We start from the raw sequence: 14,389 nt of genomic DNA on the forward strand, positions 1-14,389 counted from the left end.
TGATCTACTCCCCGTTTTGGTAAAAAAAGATCAATCGGCCGAACCAGCCGTCTTTATCCTCTTGTTCCGTTTTGGCCACTTTGACGGCGGAGCCTTCCGGTTTATCGTACCGATGATAGTTTTCATACTCTGAATTCACCCATATCATAGCATAATAGAACAGCGCGGTAAAACCTGTGAACAGAATAAACACTTTGATCGTATCCGCGGCTGTTTTTAGGAATCTGCCCATCTTTCGATCGACCCTTTCTTTTGGCGGCTGTTAGTACACCTTATGCCAATTTCAAAGGCTTTTATACATAAAAACAGCAAAAAACCCTTTCCTGGCAGAAAAGGTTCGTAGGCTTTTACTCTGTTTCATCGCCGCGGCAGCGGTGGCAGATTCCGTGAAAAGTCAATCTATGATCTTTAATTTTAAATTTCCAATCACGTTCAATCACTTCTTCAACGTCTTCAAGCAGATCTTCTTCAATTTCATCGACGGCTCCGCACTCCATGCACACCAAATGGTGATGAAAGTGAGCCGCGCCTTCTTTGCGAAGGTCGTAGCGGGATACGCCGTCCCCGAAGTTAATTTTATCAACGACTTTTAATTCTGTTAATAATTCTAATGTACGGTATACTGTAGCGAGACCAATTTCAGGAGATTTCTCTTTTACGAGGAGGTATACATCTTCTGCGCTTAAATGGTCTTCTTCGTTTTCAAGCAGCACTCTTACCGTTGCTTCCCGCTGTGGCGTAAGCTTGTAGCTTGACGAGTGCAGCTGCTTTTTAATTCGATCAATACGGTTTTCCATGTCTTTCCCTCCTACGCCGCATTCCATGACTCATTATAACAAAATACGCGCAGAGTTCCAACTATAATTATTATAAACTGATAAATAAAAGTATTATTTTGTGATAATCATTCTAAAATATGCGTGATGACAGCTTTTCCATAAACAGCGGAGACACGTACGCCTCGAGCAGCGAGGCGATGACCGAGAAGAAAACGATGAGAATCAGCACGAAGGCGTAACGTCCGAACCATTGGATCGGCGCGTCATGAAGGCTGCGTTTGACAAACAGCTGCCGGATCAGTTTCAGTGAAAAAGCGATAGAGCATGTCCCCATGATAAGATACGCCGGAATGAGAACGATGTTTTGCGGCAGAACCGAAATAAATGACAGGAAAAACCCGTTCATCCCCATTTGATTCACTAAAAAACCGACCGTGAAGCCGACGACGATTCCTTTTAAGAACACCATAATGAAAATAACCGGAAGACCGATCACGGAAATACCGAGAATCCACATCAGCCCCAAATATTTCACATCATGAAAGACGGCCTGCCAAAACATTTCTGAAGCGCCGGCATGTTTTCCGTCAGACAGCTGTCCGAAAAACTTGCTTAAATAGTAATACAAATCTTCTTTCTGCGTGATGGTCATGCTGTTGACGATGATCGCCCCGAAAATGACCCCCATCAAAAACAAGACGAACACAAATATATAAAGTGACAGATGATCCTTTACATGGCGAAAAAACAGTTCTTTGTACGATTGTTTTCTCATACCGCTTTCCTCCCGCTAATCTATTGACTTGATTTAGTAGATTGTATGAAAGAAAAGAGAAAACATGACAGAGAAATCATAGAAAGGCGCGAGATTCGGGCATAAAAAAAGAACCCCCGTCATCACTCCGGTGATCATAGGGGTTCCTTTTTTTATGCTTTATTCTTTCAAGCCTGTCTTTTTTGGTTTTCGTTACTCTTTCATGGGTGCTGAAAGACGGCGCCGTCCCCCTTGACAGGACTGCGTCACGCATCCCGTTTCTTTTGAGATGCTCCCGCATTTTTTTCGTTTTGCTCTTCGCCATGTGCCAACCGCTCCTTTTTCCCTTTTCTTTATCATAACAAAAAAGTCCGGATGTGTTCATGAATACGGCTCATGTTTCGACCGGTAAGCGCGCAGAGACGTTTTGGCAGATGAATAGCTCCCCATTGCGGCGTATCCGTAAAAAAACCCCATAAAAATCCCCGCATACACGTGTTCATGATGACCGAAAACGATAGACACAACATTTCCGGCAGCAAGGGCAATCGTGGGAACGAATATGCCCGGAACCCGGCAGAACACTTTGATCAGCTGTGTGACGCATAAGACGACCGGCACGCCGATCACAGCATCCCAAATATTTGTATGGATCAGCGGAAAATAATCCACATCGACACCTCTTTATTCCGTCTTTTGCTATCTGTTAGCCTGCCTAAGAATTCCGCTTCCTATTCATGATAAAAAAACAGCACCGGCACATGTCCGGTACTGTAAGAGTTGTTTATTTCCCTGCCGCGGCCCGTTCTACGGCTGCTGATACGGCTTGATGCACGTCCGCATCCAAAGGCTGAGGCACGAGATCGCCGTGTTTCGTGCAAGAGGCGATGGCTTCTGCGGCCGCCACAAGCATTTCATGGTCGATTTTCTTGCTTTTGGCGTTCAGCGCGCCGCGGAAAATCCCCGGGAAGCCGAGAACATTATTGACCGAACGGCCGTCAGCTGCATAAGCGGCCCCGGCTTGTAATGCCTCTTCCGGTTCAATCTCCGGCTTCGGATTAGATAAAGCCAGAATGACGTGTCCTTTTCTGACATCCTCTTTTTTAATGAGACCCGGAACTCCTGTGGTGCTGATCACAATGTCACACGTGTCCATTAATTCTTTGATGCTTCCAAGCGGCTGACCTCCGTACTGAGCGAGGCGGTTCATTGCGTCTTCTGACTTGTCCGTTCCGCAGACCGCTTTGACTCCGTATGCCATAAACATGCGGCAGATGGCGACGCCTGCCGCGCCGAGACCGATCTGACCGACCTTCGCTTCTTTTAAATCAAGACCGGCGCTTTTACAAGCGGAAATGGCGGCGGCGAGCGTGACGACCGCCGTGCCGTGCTGGTCATCGTGCATAACCGGAATGTTCAGTTCTTCTTTCAGGCGGTCTTCAATGTCAAAGCAGTGGGGCGAACCGATATCTTCAAGCAGAATTCCGCTGAACCCCGGAGAAATATGTTTTACCGTGCGAATGATTTCTTCCGGATCAGAGGTATCGAGCAAAATCGGAATTCCGCTGATACCCGCCAGCTGGTCAAAAAGCGCGGCTTTCCCTTCCATTACGGGCATTCCGGCGACAGAGCCGATATTGCCGAGGCCGAGAATTGCCGTTCCGTCGGTGACAATGGCGACAGAATTGCTGATTGTCGTATAGATGGACGCTTTTTCAGGCTCGTTTTCAATCAGTCTGCACACATCGGCGACACCCGGTGTATAAACACGCCCAAGCTCAGCCAGTGTCCGGATCGGCATTTTGCTTTTCATCTGAATTTTGCCGCCTTCATGAGCAGAGAGCACTTCATCTGAGACTGTATGAAGCCGGATGCCTTCACCGAGAGCTTCAATGGCTTGAATGATTTCCTGCAGCTGCTCTTCATTTTCGGCCTGCACCGTGATGTTGCGCATTGTATAGTTCGGGCCGACTTTAACAGTTTCAACTTCCCCGATATCTCCGCCCATCACTCCGATGGCGGTTGCCACTTTTCCGAGATTTCCGGGAACAGTCGGCGTTTCAATCATTAACGTCCGAATCATATGCTTTGTAATCATGAAATGAACCTCCTAACCCAATTTTTGAGATTGCAAGGATTTTTCTTTCGTGTACCAAATGAATTTCCCCGTGTATCCGTACAATATTGCCAGTCCGATAGATACAAAACTGAGCCACATGAACGGCAGATAAGAAAATGTGGATACGCCGAGAATGCCGGCCATATAGATGCCGTTATCAGACCACGGCACCATCCCTGAAGTAAGCGTGCCGCCCACCTCTGCGTTCCGGGATAAAACTCTTCTGTCAAGTTTCAGTTTATCATAACTGTTCTCCATGATTTTCGGCGTCAGGATCAATGACACGTACATCGCACAGCCGAAAATGTTTCCTAAAAGGGCGACGATCAATGTCGAAAGCGTTACATTTCCCGGTGTGGTCAGCTTTTTCTCAAAAGTTGAGACAATCACTTTTAATACGCCGAGCTTCTCAAGAATTCCTCCAAAACCGAGACCGAACAGGATAACGACTAACGTATCCAGCATACCGGTAATGCCTCCGCGGTTTAACAGGCCGTTTAAAAATTCGACGTCCGTTTTAATAGAAAAACCATTATAAGCAGTCGCGATGGCACTGGCAAAATTCATTCCCTGAAAGACGGAAGCCCAGATTGCGCCAAGCAAAGCACCGATGACGATAACGGGCATAGACGGCTTTTTCAAAATCAGAAGGACAACGACGACAACAGCCGGAATGAGCATCCATATATGAATGTCAAACGTTTTCTGCAATGAAGATTTTAAAAATTCCACTTTGCCGAGATCAATATTTTTTCCGCCGTATATAAATCCCGTTACGGTAAATAGAATGGCCGTAATAATATAGGACGGAATTGACAGATACATCATCGCTCTGACGTGTGACAGCACATCCACCTTAGAAAGCGTGGAGGCAAGCACCGTACTGTCAGACAGCGGTGAAAGCTTGTCTCCGAAGTAAGCGCCGGACAAAACGGCTCCCGCTACGATCGGAAGCGGTATACCCATTCCCTCCCCGATGGCAATCATGGCGATCCCTGCGGTTCCCACGGTTCCCCACGACGTTCCGGTCGCAACGGACATAACGGAACAAATAACCAGTGTGGCCAGAAGGAAAATATGAGGATTAATAAACTCTAAACCATAATAAATTAACGTCGGCACAACGCCGCCGGCAATCCATGTCCCGATGAGCGCACCGACCGAAACGAGAATCAATACCGCTTCAAGACCGTTTGATATCCCGGTGACAATCGAAGCCTGCAAGTCTTTATATGAATATCCCAGCCTGACTCCGAGAATAATAGCGAAAAACCAGGATATTAATAGAGCTAGCTGGATCGGCAGGTCTAAAAACACTGTGAACGATAAGACAAGTGCTAAAAACCCGAATAATAAGATAATAATTTCCAATAAATTTGGCAATCTGGCCTCTTTCACAAGAAAATCCCCCTAGAAGAAAAAAGCTAAAACGCTTTCATCAAATGATATAACAAATTATACTATACTGCCTCATCCCTTTGTATGGCAACCGCCTATTCACTAAAAAACGTGAAAAGGCGGCTGTTATTGCTTTAAAATTTATTTTTCTAATAGATCTTTTCCGGCAATCCCCGGTTTTGTCATTTCATATGGATTCAAAATGATATCCAATTCTTCTTCTGTCAGTACATCATTTTGAAGGCAAAGATCTCTTACAGATTGCCCCGTCATGATTGCTTCACGTGCAATTCGCGCAGCCGCTTCATACCCGAGGTGCGGATTGACCGCTGTAATGACGCCGACGCTTTTTTCCACGTATTGCTTCAGGCGTTTTTCGTTGGCTTCAATTCCCGCCAGACAATGATCGGTAAATGAACGGAACCCGTTATTCATGATGCTGATGGATTGAAGCAGGTTAAATACGAGTACCGGCTCCATTACGTTAAGTTCCAGCTGGCCCGCTTCTGAAGCGAGGCAGATCGTATTGTCATTCCCGATGACCTGGAAGGCGATTTGGTTGATCAGCTCTGCCATTACAGGGTTGACTTTCCCAGGCATAATGGATGATCCCGGCTGACGGGCGGGCAGTGAAATTTCCGCAAGTCCCGCGCGCGGACCCGAAGCCATTAAGCGCAGATCGTTGGCGATTTTAGACATGTTCATCATGCATACTTTCAACGCGGCTGAAACTTCCGTATACGCATCAGTGTTTTGTGTGGCGTCAACCAAATGGCCGGCGCCGACAAGCGGCAGTCCGCTGATGTCAGCCAGGTGCTTCACAACCTGTTCTATGTAGCGCGGATCGGCGTTAAGTCCCGTACCTACGGCCGTTGCCCCCATGTTTACTTCATACAGATGCTGGCGGGATTGTTTAATTCGCTTTATGTCACGCTCAAGCACGCGGCTGTATGCTTCAAATTCCTGTCCGAGACGGATCGGCACAGCGTCCTGAAGGTGTGTGCGCCCCATTTTAATGACAGAATCAAATTGTTTCGCTTTATCTTTAAAGACACTGAGCATATGCGCCATCGTATCAAGGAGCTTATCCAAAAGTTTCAAGGTTGAAATATGGATTGCCGTCGGAAACACGTCGTTCGTCGATTGTGACATGTTGACGTGTGTGTTCGGGCTGAGGTGAATGTATTCACCTTTTTTATGCCCCATGATTTCAAGAGCCCTGTTGCCGATTACTTCGTTGGCATTCATGTTCATGGACGTTCCGGCTCCCCCTTGGATCGGATCGACGATAAATTGGTCATGCCATTTTCCCTCAAGAATTTCATCTGCGGCCTGTACAATCGCATTTCCGATTCCTTCATACAGCCGTTTTACATCCATGTTGGCAAGCGCCGCCGCTTTTTTGACGATGGCGAGCGCATTAATCATTTCTTCGTGGATGCGGTAGCCGGTAATCGGAAAGTTTTCTTTCGCGCGCAGCGTTTGTATTCCGTAATACACATCAGCTTCAATTTGTTTTTCTCCGAGGAAATCTTTTTCCTGACGATATTCTTTTTGCGCGTTTGTCATGCTAAAACCCTACTTTCTCTTTGTGGTAGTCATGTTTTTACAGTACAACGTCGTCTGCGATCGGTGTCTCCATAATGTTTTTGACTTCAGCCAAGTTGTGAGACTGGCCGAGCGCCCACATTAATTTCGGCACGATGGCTTCCGTGTTCATATTTCTGGAGCGGATAATGAGATCTTGATTAACTCTTCGGCCGACTTCATAGACGCTCATGTCCTCTCCTTCTTCAAGACATTGTGTCGTAATGACGACGACAATGCCGCTTTCAATCATTTCATTGACTTTGGCGAGAATGTCTCTTCCTTCAAACGGCACGCCGCCGCTGCCGTAGCTTTCAATGACGATTCCTTTGTACATGCCCTTTAATGCGTCAAACATTTCCGGTTTCAGCCCCGGGTGTAGCTTGAGCAGGCACACGTCCGTGCAAAGTGAAGTATTGACCGTAAAAGCATCGTCTTTTGGCATGTGCACTTGTTTGTTGTATTCAATTCCGTTTTCGGTAATAAACGCGATATACGGATAGTTAATGCTCTCAAATGCATCATAGCTTTTCGTTCTTAATTTAATGGCGCGTGTGCCTTGAATGACTCTGCCGTCAAATACGACGTATACGCCGCCCACTCCTTCACATGCGAAGCGGATCGCGTCCGTGATATTTTTTTTGGCATCGGTTTTTTGAAATGTAATCGGGATTTGCGAACCCGTAATGACGATCGGTTTATCAGCATGCTGAAGCATATAAGACAGTGCCGCTGATGTATAGGCCATTGTGTCTGTTCCGTGCGTAATGACGAACCCGTCATATGCGTCATATTTTTCTTTGACAGCATTTGCGATTTCGGCCCAGTATTCAGGCTGCATATTTGTGCTGTCGATGTTCATTAACGAATGGGTTTCCATCGTGTAATCGTTATCAAGTTTTGATACGTAGGTTAACAATTCGTCTGCTTTCACCCCGGGTGCAAGCCCGTTTTCTCCTTCGACTGAGGCGATTGTTCCTCCGGTTGTTAACAGCAATAATTTTTTCATACCCTGCACCTCTTCATCCATTTCTCAAGATGTGTTAAGCATTCGCTTTTCGCATACTTTTAATCAAATTATAGACAGACGAATGAAATTAATCAAGTGATTATTATTCAATTCGCGTACACTTTTGCATATCGATATGATATAATTTGCTCAAGTGAAAAGGAGCGGTTTTGAATATGAATTTAGATCGTTTAACTGAACTGAGAAAAAAGAAAAATTGGTCTCTTCAATATACGGCTGACCGTCTCGGCATCGCCAAAAGCACGTACGCCGGGTATGAATCAGGATACCGGCGTCCGTCATTCGAGGCGCTGGGCACGCTTGCCGATCTGTTTGACACGACGTGCGACGATTTACTGGGGCGCACTGAAAAAAAGGCGGAGCCGTTTGCCCAGACCATCGAATTAACAAACGCCGCACAAGGCCGCGGCATACTGACCGTTGACGGACAGCCGCTTAACCAGGATGAAATCATCGAATTGATTGCGTTTGTCCGCACGAAAAAGAAGGTGCAGGAGGAGCTCCGCTAAAAACCGGCTTTTACGGCTTGATTCTGCCGTACGTCCCTCCGCCCCCGGCCTCAAGGACAAGCTGCCCGGTGCGCGCTTTATGAATGACAGCCGCTATTTTAGGCTGGACGACACGCGCCAATTCCTCTTCTTGCGCCTGATGAAGAATCGCCATCTCCGTCCCGAAAGCCCGCTTCAGTTTTTCTAACGTTTTCGGCCCGACCCCGGGAATGAACTGCAGCGGGATTTGATGAATATACGGCGGCCGCGGCACGCGGCTTTTTTTCGGGCCGCTCAGTTCCTCCAGCCGTTCACTGACCCCTTTTGTCTTTGTTTTCCCCCCGCACTCCGGACATACGGTAGCTCCTTTTTCAACCGGGCTGCCGCAGCGGTCGCAAGCCGTCCGGTAATACTTCCCGAGCTTCGGGTTCAGCCCGTAATTCGCCGTGATTTTTCTTCCGTCCTTCCCTTTTAAAGCCAGCGAAAATTCCGTGAAATTCGCTTCTTTAAGAAGCATTTCATTATATTCTCTGCCGATTTTTCCTAAGGAATGCGCATCAGAATTTGTTAAAAATGTATACGGATCAAGTTCTGCTACCCGCGAAGCCATGTCGGTGTCACAGCTTAACCCGAGTTCCGCCGCGTCAATGAGCGACGGGTCGAAAACCTCTGTCAAAGAAGATCTGACCCCTTTTCCGTACAGGCTTTTATGCGGGGTGAACATATGGGCGGGAATAAACAGCCCGCCCAATTCCTTTGTTTTCCTTTGAAGATTCAAACCGGTTTCATAAATGCGCTGGGAACTGAGATGGATATTTTTAAGCCTTTTTGCAAGCCACTCAGAAAACATCTTCATTTCGGCAAGAGACGGCATAAAGACGAGAACGTGAATCGGCCCGCGGCATGTGTGATCATAGATTTCAAGCTCACTGCCCAACAGAAGCGTCGTATTCCGATACCGGATGCCGCCTTCTTTCAGCTCACGGTATCTGCCTTCATCAATTCCGCGCTCGATTTCTTCTATGACTTCCGGGGAATGGCAGTCGATGATGCCCAATAGTTCAATTCCCTTCCCCTCACTGGCTTCTTCTAAAATCCGGTGCAGCGTCAACGTTTTGGCCCCGGTGATTTTGACCGGTTTTCCCGTATAGGTGCGGCCGACATGAATATGCAGATCCGCATAGATGGTTTTCATCATTTTTCCTTCAGCGCTTCTTTCAGCTGGAGATACTGAATCGCGTACGCCGTTTTTGCGTCATACACCCTGCGGGATTCAATCAGCTTCACGGCCTCTTCAAGCGTGACCTGCATGACTTCGACAAATTCATCCTCATCCAGCTCTCGTTTTTCTTCCAGCGGCGAAAGCCCTTCCGCAAGAAAGAGATGCACGATTTCATCAGCAAACCCGGGTGATGTATAAAAAGCGGTGATTTTCGTCAAGGTTTCCGCCGTATATCCCGTTTCTTCCTCGAGCTCTCTTAACGCCGTATGTTCCGGCTCTTCCCCCTTTTCAAGCTTCCCGGCCGGAATTTCAACGATTGTCCGTTCCAGCGGCTTTCTGAACTGGTTCACCAAAATGATTTTTCCTTCTTCGGTTACCGCAAGTACGGCCACCGCTCCCGGATGTTTGACGATTTCCCGCTTGCTTGTTTTTCCGTTCGGGAGCTCTACGTCCTCTAAGTAAAGATCTATGACTTTCCCGTCATACAGCTTTTTTTTCGCAAGTGTTTTTTCTTCTAAATGTTTCATCATGTCATCTCCCGTTCTGTCTCTCTATTATGCCTCATATATTTTATCATACATGCATGAGAGGGAGGTGCTTTTCGATTGAAGGTGTACCGGAAGGATAAGAGTATCGTATTGGTCGGAAAGGCGTGGGAAGTGCGGGCTAAACTGAAAGAATACGGACGGACATTCCGCTATGTCGGAGATTGGATCACCGGGCCTTAACAGTTGAAAACTTCGCGCCTTTATATTACGGTCAATAAAAGACTATAAAAAGGAGCGAAACGATGAGAAAACGCACACTGGGACATTCTGATTTAGAAATAAGCGAAATCGGGCTCGGCTGTATGTCGCTGGGCACGGATAAAGCTAAAGCGCTGTCTATTTTGGATGAAGCGATCGAGCTTGGAATCAATTATTTAGATACCGCTGATCTTTATGATTTCGGCAGAAATGAGGAAATTGTCGGGGAGGCCGTCAAAAACCGCAGGCACGACATCATTTTAGCCACGAAAGCCGGAAACCGCTGGAATGATGATAAAGACGGCTGGCATTGGGACGCTTCCAAGGGCTACATAAAAGAAGCGGTCAAAAACAGCCTGCGCCGGCTGAAAACGGACTATATCGACCTTTATCAGCTGCACGGCGGCACGATGGAAGACCATATTGACGAAACGATCGAAGCATTTGAGGACTTAAAACAGGAAGGTGTCATCCGGTATTACGGCATTTCCTCGATTCGTCCGAATGTTATTAAAGAATATGTGAAAAAATCAAATATCACCAGCGTTATGATGCAATACAGCCTGCTGGACCGGCGTCCCGAGGAGTGGCTTCCCCTTTTAGAGGAGAACGGAATCAGCGTAGTCGCAAGAGGGCCTGTCGCTAAAGGGCTTCTTACGGAAAAACCGCTTGATCAAGCGGCCGCAAGCGTAAAAGAGAACGGCTATTTAACATATTCTTTTGCAGAACTGACAGAAACCAAAAAAGCGATCAGCGCTGCCGCACCTGACTTGAGCATGACGGAGCTTTCTCTTCAATACTTGCTGTCACAGCCGGCCGTCGCTTCTGTCATCACCGGAGCCAGCTCACTTGAGCAGCTGAGAGAAAACTGTTCGGCTGCAGAAGCCAGGCGTTTAAGCAGCCAGGAAATCAAAGCCCTGCAATACCATACAAAACGGGACGTATACGAAGCCCATCGTTCTTAAATAATAAAACCGGCACCTTTTCAGATGCCGGTTTATTTATATTTGTGCCAATCGAGACTGCTTTCATTCAGCAGCTCTTCAAAGCTTTTATGTTTTTCTTTTTCTTTTCGTTTTCTGATTTGTTCCGCCTTTTGCTGCGCCTGTTTTTTCTCGTCTTCTTCCTTCAGCTCACTTTTCATTTGCAAAAGCCTGGCCTTCAGATCTTCCTCCAGATCGTCTTTTAAGCTGTGTTTTTCTTTAGGCAGCTGCTTTTTCATCATTACGCCCCCCGTATCTGAATATGGTGAAGCAAGTGTACCACGGAGCGCCGGAGGCCGGCAACGTTCACGGTCCTGAATAGCCGGAGGAGGGATTTTCCATATGAAAGGAGGGTGCCTGTGTGAAAAAATGGCTGGCGGTGTTCGGTTCGGCTTGCGCAGTCTTTTTGGCTGCCGGATTCGCTTTTACGAATCTGATTATGTTTATGAAGAAAAAGACGGATGAAGATATCATGAAAAAAGAAACGGCGGACGGGCATGATAGATTTGATTCCTTTCAGGCCATGGAAAAAGAAGAGGCCGTCATCCTGTCACGCCACGGGTATGAGATCAAAGGCTTTTACATCGCCCCGCATCATACGGCAAACACCATGATTATTTGTCACGGCTTTACCGTAAATTCGTTCAATTCATTGAAATACATGGATTTATTTTTAGATTTAGGATGGAATGTGCTCGTATATGACCACCGCGGGCACGGAAAAAGCGGCGGCAGAACGACGAGCTACGGCTATTTTGAAAAAGATGATTTGGAAGAAGCCGTGAATTGGGTGAGACACAAAACCGGAGACGGCGGTCAAATCGGCATCCACGGGGAATCGATGGGGGCGGTGACGGCCTTATTATACGCGGGCGGGCATCAGGATGAAAACGGCGCTGATTTTTATATTGCGGACTGTCCGTTCGCAAGCTTTCGCGATCAGCTCGCCTACAGGCTGAAACGGGAGTTCCGGCTGCCTCCGTGGCCGCTTCTGCCTTTGGCTGATTTCTTTTTGCGGATGAGAGAAGGCTACCGTATCCGTGATGTATCTCCTCTATCGGTTATCAGCCGCATCCGGCAGCCCGTGCTGTTTATTCACAGTAAGGAAGATGATTATATACCCTCCGCTTGTTCCGAATTGCTGCACCGCAAAAAACGCGGCCCTAAGATGCTCTATCTGGCCGAATCGGGCGGGCATGCCATGTCGTACACCAAAAATCCGGAGAGCTACCGTAAAGCCGTTCAAACCTTTTTAGATACCATGACGCAAACGTAAAAAAGCGAAAGAACGTATGCTGGTTCTTTCGCTTTCCCGTCATAAAACGTCGGTAATCCCGTCCATATTTTCTCCGATCCAGTCAATGGCGAGGTCGATTGTCGTAAACTCCTGCGCTTTGAAGGTCATCTCATCCTGAAGCAGCCAGACATCCTTCTGAACGGATTCAGCCCCTCCGATGGACCAGTGCAGCAGACTGTACGGGTGGTTGTTGTTCAGAAAGGATACCCACGTTTTATGCTGTGCCGTCTGTTTAATGGCTTTCAGCTTTTGATTCACTTTCCGTTTCTCCCTGCTTTACTAATATGCTCATTCTCGGGCTCAGCATCTCTGCCGGGCTTTTTAAGACGAGCGTTTTTGCCTTTTCATTGTAATCGATTGTCATTTCCTCGTCAAAAAACACTTTTTGTGAGGTCTGGATGTAAAGCGGAAGTCCGTTGGTTTCAATGGCTTCGCATTGTCCCGTTAATTCGTCCGCCAGCCAGATGGTCGGCACGCCGCTCACCGCGCACCCGCAGCCTTCTGCGTCATAGCGGAGCTGCGCTTTTTTCCCCGGGTTGGCGTCCATCGCCTGCTGAAGTGTGTGTTTCGCCGCATCCGTCACATGTATTTGCATAGATGATCCTCCGTTTTTCATTTTCGCCATTGTAGCATACCGAGCCGCTGTATGCATTGTTTCTGCTTTCTTTACAGCAGCCCGCTCTCCCAGACCTTTGCCTCTTGTTCAGCCGCCTTGATCCAGTCATTTTTCCCTTCACTATACTTTGCCATATCGTATGGGTACGTCTTAGCGAGGTGCCGTTTCAGTTCCATGTATTGAGCCGCTTTTTCAGGCTTTGCGGTGAGGTAATCCCGGAACAGCAGATGACGCTTCACGTCCGGATGGCCTGTTTCGTATATGTGAACGTGGTGTGTGCGCTTGTTGCCGCCTTTTTGAAAGAAACGCCGGCCCTCTATCCCGTTTTCCCCTTTCGCCTCATAGCCGAGTGCTTCCAGCTGCGGACTGAATCGGTCAGCGTCCGAAATATCTTTAACCTCCGCCAGTATATCGATGACGGGTTTGGCGGCCATCCCTGGGATAGAGGTGCTGCCGATGTGGCTGACAGAATGAAGTGCTGGGCCGAAGATTCGGATCAAGTCCGTCTTCTCTCTTTCAAATATTTCTTTCCATTCCGGCTTGTACGGAACAACTTCCGCTTTCCTCTTCGGATAAAGATGAAAAAACGAGAGGGTCAGCCCTTCCGGCGTCTCTATCTGTCCGGCTTCTGTGAAACCTGTTTTTAAATAGAGAGAGACTGCCGGAACGTTTTGGCTGGCGGTAGCCGCCTCTATTTTTTGGGCGTCCCGGTTTTGATTTATCACAAATTGAATAAGCGCCCGTCCGATTCCTTTCCGAAAGCCGGACGGGTGCACCGTCAGCCTGCATATGACAAGGTCATATCCCTTTTTTTCATACGAAATGACGCCTGCAAGCTGATCTTTTTCCTTGAAACCGGCAAACGTCTCCCGTGACCGCTGTATATCATCGGGTGTTTCATGCAGGGCGGGAATGCCGAAAAAGCCGATCAGCTCGGCTTCTTTTTGATAAGAGCAGCGCTGAACCGCCGCAATTTCCCGCGCGGTCTGTTCTTGTGTATGCTGTAAAAATGTAATCAATCTTCCGCCCCTTTTGACGCAAACATCCGCTGCGACTCCGTCTTCGTAATGCGGACCGCGTACGCTTCATACCAGGCGCTTTTTCCTTTTTGTTTTGCCGCCTGGTGGTCAGTATGATCTTTCCACCTTTTAATCGCTTCCAGGCTGTCCCAGTAGGAAACCGTGATGCCGCAGCCGTTTTCCTCCCGAACGCTTTCCGCACCTAAAAAGCCCGGCTGTCCGCCTGCCAAATTCATCATGCGCTCTGCCGTATGTTCATATTCCTCATCATATTTTCCCTTTATTGATGAAAAAATGACCGCATAATAGGGCGGTTTGGGCGTGTCAGCTAAAAAACCCATATTCATCCCC

At 47.7% G+C, this 14,389-nt stretch carries 19 protein-coding genes and 1 pseudogene; 4 read left to right on the forward strand and 16 right to left on the reverse strand.

The features are described 5' to 3' along the window. Positions 1-4 precede the first annotated feature (4 nt). From JNUCC21_RS12420 to JNUCC21_RS12460, 9 genes are all read right to left on the reverse strand, one after another. Entirely contained in the window at positions 5-232 is a 228-nt protein-coding gene (locus JNUCC21_RS12420) for a YqzK family protein (protein ID WP_015240136.1), read from the reverse strand. Between the two features lie 115 nt (positions 233-347). Beyond that, positions 348-797, reverse strand: coding sequence for a ferric iron uptake transcriptional regulator (gene fur, locus JNUCC21_RS12425; protein ID WP_003153330.1), 450 nt, complete (start codon positions 795-797; stop codon positions 348-350). Between the two features lie 112 nt (positions 798-909). Then, on the reverse strand, positions 910-1,554 hold the full coding sequence (gene spoIIM / locus JNUCC21_RS12430) for a stage II sporulation protein M (RefSeq protein WP_007409404.1): 645 nt from the start codon (positions 1,552-1,554) through the stop codon (positions 910-912). Positions 1,555-1,630: 76 nt separating this feature from the next. After that, entirely contained in the window at positions 1,631-1,858 is a 228-nt protein-coding gene (locus JNUCC21_RS12435) for a hypothetical protein (protein WP_012117898.1), read from the reverse strand. A gap of 56 nt (positions 1,859-1,914) precedes the next feature. Further along, complete coding sequence (locus tag JNUCC21_RS12440) at positions 1,915-2,205, reverse strand: hypothetical protein (RefSeq protein ID WP_003153325.1); 291 nt, start codon at positions 2,203-2,205, stop codon at positions 1,915-1,917. A gap of 112 nt (positions 2,206-2,317) precedes the next feature. Further along, complete coding sequence (locus tag JNUCC21_RS12445) at positions 2,318-3,631, reverse strand: NAD-dependent malic enzyme (protein ID WP_059368500.1); 1,314 nt, start codon at positions 3,629-3,631, stop codon at positions 2,318-2,320. Positions 3,632-3,643: 12 nt separating this feature from the next. Then, positions 3,644-5,050: a Na+/H+ antiporter NhaC gene (nhaC, locus tag JNUCC21_RS12450; RefSeq protein ID WP_025284952.1), complete on the reverse strand. Its 1,407-nt coding sequence runs from the start codon at positions 5,048-5,050 to the stop codon at positions 3,644-3,646. A gap of 141 nt (positions 5,051-5,191) precedes the next feature. After that, the gene (aspA, locus tag JNUCC21_RS12455) at positions 5,192-6,619 is read right to left on the reverse strand and encodes an aspartate ammonia-lyase (protein WP_003153322.1); all 1,428 of its coding nucleotides are present in this window, start codon (positions 6,617-6,619) and stop codon (positions 5,192-5,194) included. Between the two features lie 37 nt (positions 6,620-6,656). Next, positions 6,657-7,646, reverse strand: coding sequence for a type I asparaginase (locus JNUCC21_RS12460; protein ID WP_003153321.1), 990 nt, complete (start codon positions 7,644-7,646; stop codon positions 6,657-6,659). 176 nt (positions 7,647-7,822) lie between these two features. Between JNUCC21_RS12460 and JNUCC21_RS12465 the strand changes: the two genes are divergently transcribed. Beyond that, positions 7,823-8,176 carry a helix-turn-helix domain-containing protein gene (locus tag JNUCC21_RS12465; protein WP_063094863.1) on the forward strand — a complete coding sequence of 118 codons (354 nt, stop codon included), beginning with the start codon at positions 7,823-7,825 and terminating at the stop codon, positions 8,174-8,176. A 10-nt stretch (positions 8,177-8,186) separates the two neighbouring features. On the opposite strand, the gene JNUCC21_RS12470 is transcribed toward JNUCC21_RS12465, so the two are convergent. Both JNUCC21_RS12470 and JNUCC21_RS12475 read right to left on the reverse strand, forming a co-directional pair. After that, complete coding sequence (locus tag JNUCC21_RS12470; RefSeq protein ID WP_072589352.1) at positions 8,187-9,350, reverse strand: TIGR00375 family protein; 1,164 nt, start codon at positions 9,348-9,350, stop codon at positions 8,187-8,189. Continuing rightward, positions 9,350-9,904, reverse strand: a complete 555-nt coding sequence (locus JNUCC21_RS12475; protein WP_003153317.1) for an NUDIX hydrolase — start codon at positions 9,902-9,904, stop codon at positions 9,350-9,352. The genes JNUCC21_RS12470 and JNUCC21_RS12475 overlap by 1 nt, the downstream gene beginning before the upstream one ends. Before the next feature lie 78 nt (positions 9,905-9,982). On the opposite strand from JNUCC21_RS12475, the gene mciZ reads away from it, so the two are divergent. Both mciZ and JNUCC21_RS12485 read left to right on the forward strand, forming a co-directional pair. Then, positions 9,983-10,105: a Z-ring formation inhibitor MciZ gene (gene mciZ, locus JNUCC21_RS12480; RefSeq protein ID WP_003153315.1), complete on the forward strand. Its 123-nt coding sequence runs from the start codon at positions 9,983-9,985 to the stop codon at positions 10,103-10,105. 62 nt (positions 10,106-10,167) lie between these two features. Continuing rightward, complete coding sequence (locus tag JNUCC21_RS12485) at positions 10,168-11,088, forward strand: aldo/keto reductase (RefSeq protein ID WP_072589353.1); 921 nt, start codon at positions 10,168-10,170, stop codon at positions 11,086-11,088. A 32-nt stretch (positions 11,089-11,120) separates the two neighbouring features. On the opposite strand, the gene JNUCC21_RS12490 is transcribed toward JNUCC21_RS12485, so the two are convergent. Beyond that, positions 11,121-11,345, reverse strand: coding sequence for a YqkE family protein (locus tag JNUCC21_RS12490; protein WP_007409396.1), 225 nt, complete (start codon positions 11,343-11,345; stop codon positions 11,121-11,123). Between the two features lie 122 nt (positions 11,346-11,467). On the opposite strand from JNUCC21_RS12490, the gene JNUCC21_RS12495 reads away from it, so the two are divergent. Beyond that, positions 11,468-12,382, forward strand: coding sequence for an alpha/beta hydrolase (locus JNUCC21_RS12495; RefSeq protein ID WP_072589354.1), 915 nt, complete (start codon positions 11,468-11,470; stop codon positions 12,380-12,382). 39 nt (positions 12,383-12,421) lie between these two features. On the opposite strand, the gene JNUCC21_RS12500 is transcribed toward JNUCC21_RS12495, so the two are convergent. The 4 genes and pseudogenes from JNUCC21_RS12500 to JNUCC21_RS12515 form a co-directional block, all read right to left on the reverse strand. Next, positions 12,422-12,661 carry a DUF2552 family protein gene (locus JNUCC21_RS12500; RefSeq protein ID WP_003153307.1) on the reverse strand — a complete coding sequence of 80 codons (240 nt, stop codon included), beginning with the start codon at positions 12,659-12,661 and terminating at the stop codon, positions 12,422-12,424. Further along, entirely contained in the window at positions 12,636-12,998 is a 363-nt protein-coding gene (locus tag JNUCC21_RS12505) for an iron-sulfur cluster biosynthesis family protein (protein WP_014305346.1), read from the reverse strand. The genes JNUCC21_RS12500 and JNUCC21_RS12505 overlap by 26 nt, the downstream gene beginning before the upstream one ends. Before the next feature lie 74 nt (positions 12,999-13,072). Next, a pseudogene (locus tag JNUCC21_RS12510) lies at positions 13,073-14,038 on the reverse strand (GNAT family N-acetyltransferase); the annotation flags it as partial. Continuing rightward, a complete protein-coding gene (locus JNUCC21_RS12515; RefSeq protein WP_007409393.1) occupies positions 14,035-14,379 on the reverse strand; it encodes an antibiotic biosynthesis monooxygenase in 345 nt (114 codons plus the stop codon). The gene JNUCC21_RS12515 and the pseudogene JNUCC21_RS12510, both read right to left, overlap by 4 nt. Positions 14,380-14,389 lie beyond the last annotated feature (10 nt).

The sequence above is a fragment of the Bacillus sp. JNUCC-21 genome (genome assembly GCF_041222765.1).
Taxonomy (GTDB): Bacteria; Bacillota; Bacilli; order Bacillales; family Bacillaceae; genus Bacillus; species Bacillus velezensis.

Bases quoted from the DNA above. Each gene is read 5' to 3' on its own strand.
- JNUCC21_RS12420 (WP_015240136.1), bottom strand. From the start codon at position 232: ATGGGCAGATTCCTAAAAACAGCCGCGGATACGATCAAAGTGTTTATT.
- fur (WP_003153330.1), bottom strand. From the start codon at position 797: ATGGAAAACCGTATTGATCGAATTAAAAAGCAGCTGCACTCGTCAAGC.
- spoIIM (WP_007409404.1), bottom strand. From the start codon at position 1,554: ATGAGAAAACAATCGTACAAAGAACTGTTTTTTCGCCATGTAAAGGAT.
- JNUCC21_RS12435 (WP_012117898.1), bottom strand. From the start codon at position 1,858: ATGGCGAAGAGCAAAACGAAAAAAATGCGGGAGCATCTCAAAAGAAAC.
- JNUCC21_RS12445 (WP_059368500.1), bottom strand. From the start codon at position 3,631: ATGATTACAAAGCATATGATTCGGACGTTAATGATTGAAACGCCGACT.
- aspA (WP_003153322.1), bottom strand. From the start codon at position 6,619: ATGACAAACGCGCAAAAAGAATATCGTCAGGAAAAAGATTTCCTCGGA.
- JNUCC21_RS12460 (WP_003153321.1), bottom strand. From the start codon at position 7,646: ATGAAAAAATTATTGCTGTTAACAACCGGAGGAACAATCGCCTCAGTC.
- JNUCC21_RS12465 (WP_063094863.1), top strand. From the start codon at position 7,823: ATGAATTTAGATCGTTTAACTGAACTGAGAAAAAAGAAAAATTGGTCT.
- JNUCC21_RS12470 (WP_072589352.1), bottom strand. From the start codon at position 9,350: ATGAAAACCATCTATGCGGATCTGCATATTCATGTCGGCCGCACCTAT.
- JNUCC21_RS12475 (WP_003153317.1), bottom strand. From the start codon at position 9,904: ATGAAACATTTAGAAGAAAAAACACTTGCGAAAAAAAAGCTGTATGAC.
- JNUCC21_RS12485 (WP_072589353.1), top strand. From the start codon at position 10,168: ATGAGAAAACGCACACTGGGACATTCTGATTTAGAAATAAGCGAAATC.
- JNUCC21_RS12490 (WP_007409396.1), bottom strand. From the start codon at position 11,345: ATGAAAAAGCAGCTGCCTAAAGAAAAACACAGCTTAAAAGACGATCTG.
- JNUCC21_RS12505 (WP_014305346.1), bottom strand. From the start codon at position 12,998: ATGCAAATACATGTGACGGATGCGGCGAAACACACACTTCAGCAGGCG.
- JNUCC21_RS12515 (WP_007409393.1), bottom strand. From the start codon at position 14,379: ATGGGTTTTTTAGCTGACACGCCCAAACCGCCCTATTATGCGGTCATT.